The 14,076-nt window shown below is 37.1% G+C and carries 17 protein-coding genes and 1 pseudogene; 6 read left to right on the top strand and 12 right to left on the bottom strand.

What is annotated here, in order from left to right:
* The 3 genes from mobV to AAHB12_RS29965 form a co-directional block, all read right to left on the bottom strand.
* Positions 1-513 (bottom strand): MobV family relaxase (gene mobV / locus AAHB12_RS29975; protein ID WP_342048745.1); only part of this gene is annotated, 513 nt, incomplete at its 3' end.
* 225 nt (positions 514-738) lie between these two features.
* Positions 739-1,074, bottom strand: coding sequence for a hypothetical protein (locus AAHB12_RS29970; protein WP_342048744.1), 336 nt, complete (start codon positions 1,072-1,074; stop codon positions 739-741).
* A 74-nt stretch (positions 1,075-1,148) separates the two neighbouring features.
* Positions 1,149-1,442, bottom strand: coding sequence for a hypothetical protein (locus AAHB12_RS29965; protein ID WP_342048743.1), 294 nt, complete (start codon positions 1,440-1,442; stop codon positions 1,149-1,151).
* 362 nt (positions 1,443-1,804) lie between these two features.
* On the opposite strand from AAHB12_RS29965, the gene AAHB12_RS29960 reads away from it, so the two are divergent.
* Both AAHB12_RS29960 and AAHB12_RS29955 read left to right on the top strand, forming a co-directional pair.
* Positions 1,805-1,978 (top strand): hypothetical protein, encoded by a 174-nt coding sequence (locus AAHB12_RS29960; RefSeq protein ID WP_342048742.1) that lies wholly within the window; start codon positions 1,805-1,807, stop codon positions 1,976-1,978.
* 352 nt (positions 1,979-2,330) lie between these two features.
* Positions 2,331-2,618 (top strand): DUF4183 domain-containing protein, encoded by a 288-nt coding sequence (locus AAHB12_RS29955; RefSeq protein WP_342048741.1) that lies wholly within the window; start codon positions 2,331-2,333, stop codon positions 2,616-2,618.
* A 107-nt stretch (positions 2,619-2,725) separates the two neighbouring features.
* Here the strand turns inward: AAHB12_RS29955 and AAHB12_RS29950 are convergent, their stop codons facing one another.
* From AAHB12_RS29950 to AAHB12_RS29940, 3 genes are all read right to left on the bottom strand, one after another.
* Positions 2,726-2,968, bottom strand: coding sequence for a DUF4183 domain-containing protein (locus AAHB12_RS29950; RefSeq protein ID WP_446715636.1), 243 nt, complete (start codon positions 2,966-2,968; stop codon positions 2,726-2,728).
* Between the two features lie 698 nt (positions 2,969-3,666).
* A complete protein-coding gene (locus AAHB12_RS29945) occupies positions 3,667-3,912 on the bottom strand; it encodes a DUF3967 domain-containing protein (protein ID WP_129731642.1) in 246 nt (81 codons plus the stop codon).
* A complete protein-coding gene (locus tag AAHB12_RS29940; protein ID WP_342048740.1) occupies positions 3,909-4,463 on the bottom strand; it encodes a MerR family transcriptional regulator in 555 nt (184 codons plus the stop codon). Before AAHB12_RS29940 ends, AAHB12_RS29945 begins: the two co-directional genes overlap by 4 nt.
* A 535-nt stretch (positions 4,464-4,998) precedes the next feature.
* Here AAHB12_RS29940 and AAHB12_RS29935 point away from each other — a divergent pair.
* Positions 4,999-5,856 carry a nucleoside-diphosphate kinase gene (locus AAHB12_RS29935; protein ID WP_129731644.1) on the top strand — a complete coding sequence of 286 codons (858 nt, stop codon included), beginning with the start codon at positions 4,999-5,001 and terminating at the stop codon, positions 5,854-5,856.
* Between the two features lie 338 nt (positions 5,857-6,194).
* On the opposite strand, the gene AAHB12_RS29930 is transcribed toward AAHB12_RS29935, so the two are convergent.
* The gene (locus AAHB12_RS29930) at positions 6,195-6,581 is read right to left on the bottom strand and encodes a hypothetical protein (RefSeq protein WP_342048746.1); all 387 of its coding nucleotides are present in this window, start codon (positions 6,579-6,581) and stop codon (positions 6,195-6,197) included.
* A 1,018-nt stretch (positions 6,582-7,599) separates the two neighbouring features.
* On the opposite strand from AAHB12_RS29930, the gene AAHB12_RS29925 reads away from it, so the two are divergent.
* Positions 7,600-8,940, top strand: coding sequence for an arsenic transporter (locus tag AAHB12_RS29925; RefSeq protein ID WP_425455956.1), 1,341 nt, complete (start codon positions 7,600-7,602; stop codon positions 8,938-8,940).
* Positions 8,941-9,480: 540 nt separating this feature from the next.
* On the opposite strand, the gene AAHB12_RS29920 is transcribed toward AAHB12_RS29925, so the two are convergent.
* From AAHB12_RS29920 to AAHB12_RS29910, 3 genes are all read right to left on the bottom strand, one after another.
* Complete coding sequence (locus AAHB12_RS29920; protein WP_342048739.1) at positions 9,481-9,735, bottom strand: hypothetical protein; 255 nt, start codon at positions 9,733-9,735, stop codon at positions 9,481-9,483.
* A gap of 304 nt (positions 9,736-10,039) precedes the next feature.
* Complete coding sequence (locus AAHB12_RS29915) at positions 10,040-10,369, bottom strand: hypothetical protein (protein WP_342048738.1); 330 nt, start codon at positions 10,367-10,369, stop codon at positions 10,040-10,042.
* A gap of 133 nt (positions 10,370-10,502) precedes the next feature.
* Positions 10,503-11,549 (bottom strand): hypothetical protein, encoded by a 1,047-nt coding sequence (locus tag AAHB12_RS29910; RefSeq protein WP_342048737.1) that lies wholly within the window; start codon positions 11,547-11,549, stop codon positions 10,503-10,505.
* A gap of 346 nt (positions 11,550-11,895) precedes the next feature.
* On the opposite strand from AAHB12_RS29910, the gene AAHB12_RS29905 reads away from it, so the two are divergent.
* On the top strand, positions 11,896-12,090 hold the full coding sequence (locus tag AAHB12_RS29905) for a helix-turn-helix domain-containing protein (protein ID WP_342048736.1): 195 nt from the start codon (positions 11,896-11,898) through the stop codon (positions 12,088-12,090).
* A gap of 184 nt (positions 12,091-12,274) precedes the next feature.
* Here AAHB12_RS29905 and AAHB12_RS29900 read toward each other — a convergent pair whose 3' ends face one another.
* Complete coding sequence (locus AAHB12_RS29900; protein ID WP_342048735.1) at positions 12,275-12,859, bottom strand: DUF3967 domain-containing protein; 585 nt, start codon at positions 12,857-12,859, stop codon at positions 12,275-12,277.
* Positions 12,860-13,115: 256 nt separating this feature from the next.
* Between AAHB12_RS29900 and AAHB12_RS29895 the strand changes: the two genes are divergently transcribed.
* Positions 13,116-13,298, top strand: coding sequence for a hypothetical protein (locus AAHB12_RS29895; RefSeq protein ID WP_129731949.1), 183 nt, complete (start codon positions 13,116-13,118; stop codon positions 13,296-13,298).
* Positions 13,299-13,546: 248 nt separating this feature from the next.
* Here the strand turns inward: AAHB12_RS29895 and AAHB12_RS29890 are convergent.
* Positions 13,547-14,076, bottom strand: a pseudogene (locus tag AAHB12_RS29890) (MobV family relaxase); the annotation flags it as partial.

The following is a 14,076-nucleotide window of genomic DNA, read 5'->3' as shown; positions in this document are numbered from 1 at the left end:
ACCTTTCTTCTGAAGATACTTTGGAAATTCATCTTGAATCCATTGCAATTCCTGCCGATTAAAGACGTTTTTCCCTTGCAGTTTACCGTCACGCATCGGCACAACCCCCAAGTGCATATGGGGAGTTTTCTCGTCATTATGTACAGTCGCATAAGCAATATTCCGCTCTCCATAACGTCCCGCAAACAACTTATAGCTTTCTTCAAAAAATCGCTTTTGCTCTTTCCCATCAAGTCCGTCAAAAAATCCTCTATCTGATGTCACAAGTAACTCATTTACAAGAACAGCATCTTTCCGTGTTTGCCGTGTTCCAGTCTTCTGGATCTCGATGATCTCTTTTACTCGTTTGTTATAATCAATCTTTTCGGGATTCACCAAATCATAATTCAAATGGCAACGACTTTTATCAATCTCGTGATTCGTTTTACTCTCACGTTCTCTCTGGTTATGAAACTGCATCCCTTTTAGGTCGTGAGATTTCATTTTTTGCATCCGGCAAACCGCAAAACTCATGCAGGAACCCCCCTCGTTTCACCCTCTATTTTGGGGCCAGATTTCGGCAGAAACTTCCATGTAAAGTATAACCCACTATACTTTACTCCATAAAGTGTGGGGTCTGCGACGCTTTTTTTCGGCTTCCGCCGAGCCATGCAAGCATGGCAAGACCGCGGGGGATTTCGCTCCCCCACCACCCCACGACCAACGGCAGCCCGTTGGATCGCAATAAAAAAGATCAACCTAATCGCAAAGTATGATTAAAGTGTGATTACCAATCTCTATTTCTAAAGAGTCAAAGTAATATGTCATTTTATATTGATTTGTACTCAACTTACTTTCTGGTAGTGATATTTCTGAACTAATCACAACAAAATATTCAGCCTCATTGTCACAGGATATACTAACTGTTGCATCTAAATCAGTGCTATTATTAAATTCCAGATAGAACGAAGAACAGCGGTGTCTATTTATATATGAACTAAATTTTTTTACAGCGTCTATTGATTTCTGATGAAATTTATTTGCTTTACTATGATTCTGTTTTTTCTTTGATTGTTTTTTATTCCCTTTTCGCATATCATCTCCCCTTTCAAAAATAATCGCCGCCGATACGTTCCTTCTTGAACTAAGCACCCGTTGGCGGAATAAGACTATACAGTTAACCAGTCTTCATATTTAACATTATTACTAGACTTAGCTATTACCTTTGCTTCCTCTATAGAATCACAATCAAAATCACCGATAACTTCCCAATTCAAATCACAAGAAAACAAATAATACTCTTTGCTTCCTTCATATTGACAGATAGCCAATGCAGTTATAGGTAATTCATCAATTGTTTCATTATTGTCGTTTAATATTCCTATTGTTCCGAACCTGTTAGATGCAGAATTCGAAGTGTGTTGAATTACTTTTGCACCATCCAACTCTTTAGGTATCTCCATAAACAAAACCTCCAATTTATACCTATCCTAATTGTACTGAACTGCCAATTCGTTGAACAAGAAACAATGTATATTCCATACATGTGATGTTTACATAATCCCACATTATCGGAATTCAATGTATCTAGGAACCTAGAAAAAATCCCTTCAGTTAAGCGATCTGAAGGGGATTTATGTTCACTTAATCAGTGTTATCGGTAGTTGGTTCATAATATCTTGGCAAAACAGCTCTTACTTTTTGAGTAAGATGATTTTTGGTTTGTTACGGTTTAATTATCTCAGATAGGTATTTACCTTATTTCTTTTTAGATATTGGACGCATATCTTAATTAATAATTTTAGAGGAAAGGGAGGGCATACACATGGAAAGACAATACCCTTATCATCATCCATACCCGGTGAGTTATTATCCACATCATCACCATCATTATCCATATCCAGTGAGTTATTATCCATATCACCACCATCATTATCCATACCAGCATGTGGGTTATTATCCATATCCTCATCACTATGGATATCATGGTGGCTATTAATGTAAAAAACAAAAAACATCAAGAAAGAGGGGACTTTTGGGTCCCTCTTTAAATATTGTTGGTTTACATAACAATCGTTATCGGAAATTACTTATTTATTCATATAATTGGGATTATCAGAAGTGTATTACTCTTGGAATCTAAAAGACATAAGTTTGGTTTATATTGTAGGTTATTTATAATCACAAAAATATAATATATAAATATACATAAAATAAGATGAGACTTATACTTACATTGGAAAGACTCCCAAACAAAGTGTAAAAAAGGACCAGCTTCTTTATTTTGATTAACGGGACCTGTAAGAAGAGACCTAATCCTAATAAATAAAAAAAGAAAGGAGTGAATATTTATGCCTATAGTTAAACCATTCATGGCTGGAAGAAGATTTACAACTACAGCATCAACAGGTACAGCTGCAGGTGCTGATTTGACATTTGCTAATACAGATTTCACCGATGATGCTGGTGTTACTACTTCAACATTTCCTTCTTCACCTGCGGTTGTAAATTTATATATTAATGGCATACTTCAAACAAGTGATACTGTAACAGGTCTTTCGACTACTGCAGTAACTATTGTAGGAGGCGCTGCTCTTGATGGTGCTAATCCAATTATAATTGAATTCATTATAAATTAGTTATTTGAATCAATTATAAAAATAGCTGGTTTTCATGTTGTTGAAAAAAGCTAGTGTTCATAAAAAGTTCTACATTATTGTTGGCTTTTTGATGGACACTAGCTTTTTTAATGATTAATCAGGATAAATTGAAGCGTTATCGGTACACCCGCTTCAGGTGCTATTGGTGTTAACAACGTTAATACTCCTGCTTGCACGAGGTAAGCAGTTTGGGGTTGAATTATACCGTTAATAAACAAATTAATATAGGAAACTTCGCTTGGTGATAATATCTGAGTTGTTCCGTATTGGGCTAACCCATCAGCATTTGTATATATAAGTTTTTGACCGTCAGAAAAAGTAAAGTACAATAAATTAGTTGTAGGGATTGGAATTGGAATTGGAGGCCCCGGGGGTCCTGGAATCGGAGGAAACGTAGCAGGAAATGCACAAGGATTGCAAGGATTGAAGCACCTATTTTTTGAGGACAAGAATAATCAAGCTCCTTTCTTTATATATGTATTACATTTAATGTAAAACGAGCTGCTTTTTCTTGTACGTTTATCTATACTTGTCCCATAATATCCCTATGTATACCCTATACACGTCAAGTTAACATAACGCGACATTATCGGAAGTAGCCATGCCCAGGGCATCCGCGCCATTACTGGGTTTCTCGCAATCTCTGAAATTATTACGTATGCAGGATTTTATACATCCTTGTGAAATCAGGCTTTTTTATACCTGATTGGGTATCTTATACAAGCTTCTTTTGCATAAAATGTTGCATACTTTACAAACAAACTGTTTACGTATAATCAGAAATAGGGGATTGTGAAGCATGTATCCTGTTTTTATGAGAGTTGTCCCTTCTGTCCCTTTATGGCAATTTGTTGGTACGCAGCATGCGTGGCACAGCGCTTCTAGTCCCACGACTTCGTATCATCCACACAATTATCCTACAACAGTTCATCATTATCATTATCATGTTCCCTGGATATATTTTAAAAACTTCTACGGTACATTTTATATTTAAAAAAAGCAATACCTCTTATAGGCATTGCTTTTTTTATTTGCCAAGTAATTTAGCGATCCAGCTTTTCTTTTCTTCTGTGGTTGCAATCATTTTCTTTGCTTCCTGCATATTGCGAATAAGTGACATGAGTTGTTCATCACGTTTGTTTTCTTTGTCAGAACGATTATGTTCTATTTGAGTTTGTTTTTTCTTCTGGTTATGAATCACTTCTTTTAAGTACTCATCCCAAAAACCTTGGGCGCCGTCCAAACCCGCAAGGGGAATCCCTAATGAAATCAATCTTTAAATAAACCGAAAAAACCTTTCCGTTTTTGTTTCTGATTTTGCATACTCCTAATATTTTCAAGTAATAGTTGATCTCTCTTTTCCAGCTTTTCCTCAAGAAAAGTTTCTAGTTTATTATTTTTTTGCTCCACTTCGATTAGTTTTGTCTTCGTATTGGCTAAATGTTCTTTTGTAGTAACTAATTCATCGGTGATTTCCTGTAACTTTTGAATTAATACCTGATTGAAATGATTTTGTAATTGCTGATTGGCCAATACTTCATCTAACTTTTTTTCCAGTTCCGATTTTTCTTCTTTTGCAACAAATAAATCAAGTTCTCCATTCCGCCATGCCCTTACTTGATCATATGACCATTTTTGGACATGAATTTTTTCTTTAATTGCCTTTAATTCCTCAATATTTTCCTTAGAGTACCTACGATGTCCCCCTTGACTTCGCTCAGTCTGTATATTGAATTCGTTTGACCATACCTTTAATAAATCGGGGGTAACCCCTAAACGATCGGCAACGATTTTCGGTGTATAGCTTTCTGATTTTATTCCCAATTTTAAACCTCCCTAAAAAATCGGAATAAGGTTTTTCTTAGAAAAACACTGTTATATCAACGTTTTTATCAAAATCGGAAATTACTTGAAATGGATTTTACAACCGATTTTAAAAACGATCTGATTTCGGAATTAGTATCGTTTTTAAAACTGAATAGTAGTTACTTCTCGATAATAGCGTTTAAATCTTTTAATTTTATACAAAAAAAGACGGGAAATAAACGGGGCAAGGATCCACATATCCTTGTTACTTCTACGCTGTATAGAATCTTACATAACGTGAAATTTCAGATCACGTACAGAATGTTGATATCATGCGGATTCCCTCGGGCATGGCACTTCCGATAATGAGAGATTATGCTAACCTCACATGTATAGGGTATACAAACAAGGCACTGATACGTATCCAGTGTCTTTTTGTATTGGGAGGTTCCAATACCTTTCGATTCAAGACCAAGTGAGTATAAGTGTACAAGCCAATTTACCTTTCTACCATATATTTATTATTACACAAGGTGAAAGGGAGATATAAACATTGAATTGGGACAACTTAGGGTTTGTGATATGCAAACCGGACGCGGTATACTTACATTTAGAACAAGAAATTCTATCGTTTCTGCGACAAAAAGGCTTTCAAATTCTTGCTTGCAAATATGTGACTATTACACCGGATCTATGCAAGCTTTTATATTGGGAGGGATATAGGAATGCTCCTAAGCTGTGGGAATTGAAATCTAAATTCTTTCGTTTAGGAGAAAGTTTATGTGTGCTGGTTCAAGGCACACCACAATCGCCCTACAAATCTGTTTCTGAACTGATTTCCCAAAAATGGAAGGGTGACTTCAGGCCTGAAAAAGTAAAGGAAGGAACAATACGGCATACGTTTGGATCAATGAGTAGGATATTTAACCTATTTCATTCTTCAGACTGTACAAGCGCTGCGAAAAAGGAAGCAGCATTGTTTTTTACGGATGAAGAGCTGAGACGGTCGATACATCAAGGTGCGTCCTGCTTACCTAAACAAAAAAAGAAGCGCAATCTCAATCTCGATGTTACAGATATATACTTCCGTATCAAGAAGAAATGCATACAAGCTTCATCCATACATCCCGAAGTGAAGAGAAAATATAGGGACTATATTGATAAGAAGCACTATCAGGCCATGAGTGTAAGCAAGTCCGAAAAGGAAATCTGGCTGTACAAAACTTTGAAGAAGGAATACTCGAAGTTTTATCATGTCATTCACGAAGACGAATTGCTGAAGTGTATCACCGATTACCGGGATTTTGAAAAAATAGATTACGATACACTGTTTCAAGCGTTCGCTGCAATGGATTTAAATCTTACGAAATGGGAAACCTGCTTGCTCAAAACAACAATGTTAAATTTTTAAGTGGATGAGCACATTTTTGTTATAGTTCCAGCGTCCATAAAGATTTATCTTTTTAAACGGTCGAACTTCCAATAACACCTGATTATGTGGACACAAAAGCCCTTCAGATCACTTAACTGGCGGGCTTTTGGTAGTTTCTTAAATACATTGACTCCCGATAATGTGGGATTATGTTAACTTCATATGTATAGGATATACATAATATCATAAGACATAAAGAGATAATAAAGCCAACTAATAATCAATGGGGCAAGAGTTGCTTAGTGCTATTCTAGTCTACTTTGCCCCTGTATGAACGAACTGTAGTATTATCTGAATAAATAAGTAAAATTGTATTTTTAAGACGAAGTGCTACCTGAACCTCCAAGTAAACCGCCAAGGGACTTTACCAATTTTTGCAATGCTGGTGTAATATCTTGTTCAGAAGTTATTTTAAGACACTCTAATTCAACTTGGAGTTTCGTTCCAAAAAGAACAACTGTAATTGGAACTGGAATCGAAACACAAAGGGCTTCGCTTCCATCACACTGACACTGCTGCGATTGTTGTGACTGCTGTGATTGTTGCGACTGCTGTGGTTGTTGTGACTGCTGTGGTTGTTGCGACTGCTGTGGTCTTATCCCTCCACTCATATCCATATTTCTGTCGTCTATTACCAAAGGATAAGAGTCATATGGATAATACTGATAAAAAGCATTTGTGTGTCCATAATGACCATTATACATATTTCTTTCTCCATTCATTTTTCCCATCTCCCTTCCGTTACATGGTATTAACCTAGTGGATGATGGGTTCATCAGATTTTTCGTGCAGGATACCCCGACTTCAAGGAATGTGAAGGGCGTAGCCCAATGAGTAAGCCGGGGAGGAATGCGCGTTTTTGTGTAGTAAACCATTCCAATGCCGCATTTCCTCCTTTACGGTATCATTTTGGATAAGAGATGAACCGTTGGGTGAATCGTCGCTAAAGGCACCCTTTTTGTTCTTTGACAACCTAAGATATGAGGTTGGTTGCAGGAATACGTTGCAACCGTAAAATCTTAGATGTAACTCGTCTGCCTAGTACGTGTGGAAATTTGAGTACGGCTACTAGGCAATGCCGTGCATAACGGTTGCTACTTGAGCATGTCTCTTGTAGTAGGGCAACCGTCAACACGTCCATGATGCAGAGGACACTCCAAGGTGGGAGGTCTTAGACCGTCAGTACTGCTGGTCACTCGCAAGCCCCCACTTCAAGCGTAGCTAAGTGGTGGGTAGTTGACTTGACATCTTATCCTGAATGTACTGATCTTAGGAAGATTTTTAACTCTATTTAAAGTAAATATATCTGGTAGACTTTAACAAAAAATAGAAATCTGAATAGTATATTAAATAGAATTCCTCCATTGGTAAAAAACACTGACCTTATAAGTTAGTGTTTTTTTTATTAATATAGACCTAATGACAATCAAGGGCCCTCCTGCTATTAGAAGAGTCTGCTTGTTATTTACTCTTTCTTGTTCCTGTTCTCCATAATATCCGCCATCTTATAGATTGCTTCTGTTAAGCTATCTATCTTTTTCTCAAACATATTTAATATTGTTAAATTCTTTCGTAGACTAGCATACAAGCAAAGGAACGTTTAATAGCATACATATATTCTATTAGAGTGTATTTAATAAAATAGAATTAGAAGGTGAACAATGAAGTATTAAATTATTTGAGATTCTTGAAAGGAAGGAGAGGGCAATAAATATTTCTACCATGATTTCAGTTTTGGTGTTCTTTATGACAATAGCAGTGATCTTTTGGAGACCAAAGGGAATCAATGAGGCGTGGCCAGCAGCAATTGGCGCAGGGATTATTTTATTAACAGGAGCTGTATCCGGTGCTGATATTCTAGATATTCTACAAAAAATTGGCGGTGCTTCGATCACTATTATCTCAACGATTGTCATGGCTATTATCTTAGAAAGCTTCGGTTTTTTTCACTGGTCAGCTGCACGACTTGTAAGTTTAGCAAAAGGTTCAGGTTATCGTCTATACTGGTACATTCAGTTGTTATGTTTTTTGATGACACTTTTATTTAATAACGATGGCAGTATCTTAATCACTACCCCTATTTTAATTCTACTCCTCAAAAATCTTCGGCTAAAACCACACAAACAAATTCCATACCTTTTAACGGGAGCATTGATTGCCACAGCTTCAAGCACCCCTATTGGTGTAAGTAATATTGTGAACTTAATTTCATTGAAAATTCTTCATATGACTCTTTACATGCAGACTGCCATGATGTTTGTACCAGCAACGTTAGGACTATTGTTTATGTCGTGGTTGATGTACGTAGTAGTAAAACGGAAACTGCCTAAACGTTTGCCAGATTCAGTATATGATGTTGAACAAATGTTTTTCACGAAAAACTTTCATCCGTTAAACGGACAGCTTTTAGTCGAAACTAAGCGTCAACGCACAAAATTTATGCTAAAGATTTTACTGTTTGTTTTTCTCATACGCAGTTCTCTCTTTGTTGCCTCGTTGTTCTCAATTCCAATCGAGTTTGTTGCGGTAGTTGGCTCACTCATTTTGCTTATATGGAGATGGTACTACTTACGCACAAATCCTATTGATATATTGAAAAAAACGCCTTGGCATATCTTCATTTTCGCTTTTTCCATGTATGTGCTCATTTATGGTCTGCATAACTCGGGATTAACAGAACTTCTTGTGAAAGTATGTAAACCGATTGTGCAGCAGGGATTATTCGAGGCAACCTTTCTCATGGGAGGATTAATCTCTATTTTATCTAACCTGTTTAATAATCATCCAGCCTTATTGATTGGAACCATTACGTTAACAAAAATGGACCTCGATCTCATCACATTAAAGACCATGTATCTAGCAAGTATTATTGGAAGTGACATAGGGTCGTTGTTACTTCCTATCGGGACACTCGCCTCCTTAATATGGATGCATATCTTAAGAAAAAATAAAATCAAAGTGAAATGGAAAGATTTTTTCAGCGTATCATTGATTGTAGTCCCATTAACAGTAATCATAACTCTATTTTTGTTATATAACTGGATACAAATATTCTTTGCTTAATACCATATTCAACATAAAGTATCTGCTCGATAGAATATACCTTAATAATTCTTTTATTCATTACTTTCACCTATACCTTATCTATAAAACTAGCATAAAATGTACTAGTTATTTGAGGAGGTGATCTATTATAAGTTCTTTTGAGGGAAGTAATTTTGCTGGAACTAGTAATCTTGTACGATTCTTTAGAACATTAAGTCCAGGAACGCGTGTTGTTTTACAATTTGATGCTCGACCACCTGCAAGCGGCATTTTTCAAGGATTTCAAAATGGTACAGTACTTCTTACTAATTTTAATGGTTTTCCTGGTGTTGTACGTATCGCAGTAGGAAGTATTAATGCTGTTTCTGTTGGATAGATACGAATAGTAAGAAAAAAGCGGCTGCATGAAACAGCTGTTTTTTCTTACTATTTTTAATAGATTTATAGTTTGCTTCTAATTCCTACTGGCCACACTAGGAATTAGAATGTTATCATTCCTCATAAAAATTTTGTTCTGATAATTATGTAGAGCGGTGAGTACAATAGCATACTTCCACTCTATGCTGTATGTATTCCTAAAACATTTATATTCTTGTAAGCTAGGTCACTTTCCGAATGCTTTTTAAAGCCCCTAGAAGTCCCGTGGTTGCATTTTAATTTATCTGTTAAACCTCTTAGAATCTTATAAGCTGTACCATCTAAGTTTAACTGGATCCCTAACCCCTTCAATTTTTCGGTAAAATCGGAAAACTTTATATCCTGGTCAACAAGTGGAGCAATAATGTGCTCCAATGCTTTACGTTCCCAATTCATAAAGAATCCCCCCGAGAATTTATTATGTATTTAAAAGCCCCTATCGCCATTTCTGAGCGTTCTAAAGAGATAGCAGGGTATCTTTAAACGAACGTAGATAACCGCAGCTTACTTATCAAATAAATCTTCGAATTTAACAATTTGCTTAATATCCCCTATAACTCTTTCGTAATTTTTAACTTCTGAAATCGTAAGGAATTCGTTAATACAGCAATTTTTCGAACAATATCTACCGGATAAAGGGATAAATCTAGTTTCGTAATAATAACCGCCGTCTTTACTGCTTATATTTTCTTCGCAAGAATCACAGACAAAAGACCAATGGCGCTTTAAATCTTCTCGAAACTGTTTGCGGTAAAAGAATGCTACCATAGTGTAGAGCGCCTTCTAACACTTCTGAAATACGCTGCTCTACATTCTCCCGTTCTAGGAAGTTATCGCCTGTACGCTCAATGTGCGCAATAGTAGCGCTAAGCCCTTCTACAAGCTCCTTCATTTCCTGCAGCCCCATAGCGTAACCATGATTATCTACTAAAGCTATACCGTTTTCGACACCATCAATTCGTACGCGTTGGTACGGCGTTTCTCGAAATAATCGCTCTTTAATTTCAGAAACATGCGTAGGTTTCCCCATTCATAACTCCCCCTTTAACATGCAATCTAAAACACCACAGGAAGCCCGCTAGCGCGCCTTACCGCATAAAGTAGTAGTTTCGTATGTAATTCGTGATAAAACGGCTTAGCGGTCGTTTTTGCGCGTCTGAGTGTTATGTGTTAACTGTTTCTTTTTGGTCTCCTTGCAATTCCTCCATTAACTGCCGCTGAATAGCTTCTAATTCTGCTTTGTCTTCTTCGGTAGCCTGCGCAGCTGCTTGCTCTTTTTCTGCATCTGTAGCCTTTTGATCCGCAAACCATTCTGGCAGCTGCTCTTTTCTCGTAGTCTTGCGATTAGATTTACGTTCCCCTTTTGGCTGCTCGGTCTTCGTTTGGGCTTCTTTCTTACGACGTTCCTCTAACTCTTCGATCTTGCGCGTAATCATTTCTAAGAAGTAGCTATGAAAATCTGTATGTACTGCTCCTTCTCTTACTTTGCGTAAAGCTTTTGTCTTTAAAGCAGCAGCAGTTTTTGGCTGAAGATCTTCTTTAAAGCTAGCTAATAATTCGGAAATGATGATTTCCGCTGATTCTTGTGAAATTTCTACAGAATGTTTAGTAGCTTGCGAAGGAAACTTCGCTTTATCTTCTTCTTCAATATTTTTAAAATTGTTATTTTCTCTTTTTATTTTAGTAGGAACTTTTTGTTCCTGTACCAGCGGAACTTTTTGTGTACTTACCGTAGGAACTTTTTGTTCCTCTGGTGATTCGTCATCCCAAATAACATCGAATTCAGTTTCTACGGCTTCTTTCTTGCTACCTTGCAGTTTTAGACAAGCATCAATTAACGGTTTTAGGCTATATACCGCACTCGCCCATTCTCCACTTGCCTTATTACGTCTTTTTCCTATACGTAGCAAACTTTTATCTTTTAAAGATTTAACTATTTTACGGATAGCTCGTTCACTTTTTCCTTCTTCATATGAATCAGCAAAGTATAAAGCTGCTAAAGTCTCCTGGCTAGGGTAAGGATCATTTACATCATGCTTAAACGTAGCAAGTAAGCTAATGAATGAATACTCACCATGTGTCATTCCCAATCGTCTGTAGTTTCTCGTTATCATATTTGGCATTGTCGTAAATCCATCGTCTAGGATAGCTGATCCCCAGACTAGTTCAACATGTGAAGATTGTTTTTCGATTTGATTATTTTTAGCCATAACAAAAAGACCTCTTTTCCATTTGGATTTACGAAAAATGGCAAGAAGTCTCGAAAGGATAGAGTTGACCCTATAAAAAACTATGTGCTAATATGATGCTAATAACATAGTTTAAAAAGGGTATACTATGCCCTTTAAGCTTCTTTTGGGAGCCTTTTACCTGACCATCTCGCCAAAGTTGATACAGGTAAAGGGCTTTGTCCATTTTTGCGTATGTATTTGTCCTAATCCTAGCTTAGCATTGTTTTCCAATCTAGTTCAATTAAAATATGAGGAAGGAGCTGCTAGAATAGCAACCCCTTCGCTCTTACAAGGTTTAATGATTCGGATTAGCTTAGATAGAGTCATGTTTGAAAAAGGAAATATATCTGTAGCAGAGTTAGAAAGAAAAAGCGGAGTAAATAAAAATACTTTGCATGCTTTGTACAAAAATAAATCAACTCGTTTGGATTTATCTGTATTAGAACGAATTTGTGAAGCTCTGGATTGTGAACCTGGAGAATTACTTGAACGCGGTCCAAAGGAGGAAGAAGCAAAATAAAAGCCATCCCTAGTCAATGGGAAGGCTTTTTTTACGGGGACACAATGGAGACATTCCCCCCAAATATATAGGGACACGATAGGACATTCAAACACTTTTATTGATATCACGTTTTCACTAGGCTTTGCCTAGTCTATCACACTATGTGATAGCGGAAATCCCTTATGCTCTTCAGAGGGATTCCCTACTTCCTGAACAGCCGCGCCCAGAAGGATTTCTTTTGCTCTGCTGCAGCAATCAACTTCTTTGTTTCCTGTGTATCTCTAATCAAATTCATTAAGTTATTGTCGCGATTCCCATCGAGTTCCCTTTGTCTTTGCTGTTCCTGTTCTATCCGTTCTAGGCGTTCAGCATTGGATTTTTCCAAGCGTTCTAGTTGTTCCATCCGTTCCAGGATTCGTTCTTGGTTCTCCACAAATTGTTGCATAACTTCAGCTGCATAATTTGATCCGTTCTGTACTAGAACGCTAGGCGTTCGAGTCTCTTCATCCGCCATCGTATCCGTTCTATCATCCGTTACTGAGTTATCAAAATCCCTTGATAAAGATACTTTTACAGCTGCATCCGTTGTCATTCCAGCGTTCTGTATGAGCTCTTTCATACGGCGTAAAACAACAATATCACGTTCTAGAAACGCTCGACTGTTTTTTTCTCCTCTAACAAACTCATACCCTTGATTCTCTAAGGCTAAAGCCCATTTTCTCAGAGTGCTAGTTCCAATCTCTAATGTTTCAGCAACTTCTTTTGTCCAAAACGCTCTCTCGTTCACGCAAGCACCCCCTTAAGCGTTCTATTATAGAACACATTCTAGCATATTTACAAAAAACCCTTGCAACCACAGGAACGCATAGAGAACGTTTGAAACGGCAGGGAATCCCTTCTCGGTAGCCACGAACGAAATTACATAGTCATGTGGTAGGTGGTGCCCCTGCGGTCATCGCTACTGTTTAAATGCCAGTGAACTGGACATAATGCTGATACCACTAACTGAACGGTATGCACATCAAAATTAGGAGGGAGCCATCATGAGAAAGACTATTGATTTAGGTAATTTAATGCAAAACGTACATAATGCTTTGTTGGACGGGAAGGCATCCCCGATGGATGGAGAAGAAAAGTATATAGCTGATGTAAAACAACGGGTGCCGAAAATAGAGCAAGCCCTTCAAAAGGTAAAGAAGTATTTAGATCAAATCTCCCAACCGTAAGCATGAAGCAATCCCCCCCGGCAGTTGATGCTGTCCGGGGGGGATTGCTTCATGCTTATAAAATTTCAATTACAGTATATGAAATTAAAGTTTGTTTGAGCGACAACCTGTCCATAACGCCGTGTATAACCCTATTTATTTTGTGTACAAGCGGTTTTCATAATTCAAGATAAGAAAAAACGATTTCTCTATCGTAAAATCGAAAAAAGCCTAGCAGTTTTTCTAGGCTTTTTGTATAAAATCTTAAACTATCTCTCCATTCCTCGATCTTGACTTCGAGTTTGTTGCTTTTCTAGTTTCTCTTTTTCCATTTGCTTTTGTTTTTTTGCTACGAATTTTTGGGCCCCTTCAATTTCGTCTTTATCAAAGTACTTCTTTAACAGCTTCTCTTTTGCTTTATCTAATATACCAGCCTTGATATAGCCAGCCATGACGGCGAATTCAGGAATTTTTTCCTTATAAAATTCTTTAACCTTTTCCAGTGTTCTTTTCAAAAAGTCATTCTCTTTTTGCAGTTCCTCTTTGTCTTTTTTTAAATCGCTATTCTCACTCTTTAACAATTCTCTTTCAAGTGAGACGGCGTCCTTATCACGTTGTAACTTTTCATTTTTGATTTTAAGGCTCTTATTTTCGTCTCTAAGCGTTTCTGATGCCTTCGCTAGTAGTTTGATACTCTCAAAGTCTTCTGACACAATCTCGACTGTTTTAGGACGTAAAACGCCACCTCGCTCCTTTGTTTCAATCTCATCCACGCTTTTAACCTTGTCTAAAGATTGAC

Source organism: Bacillus sp. OTU530, from assembly GCF_038440375.1.
Note: the sequence above shows the minus strand (reverse complement) of the source record. Positions and strands in the feature narration are given on the sequence as shown.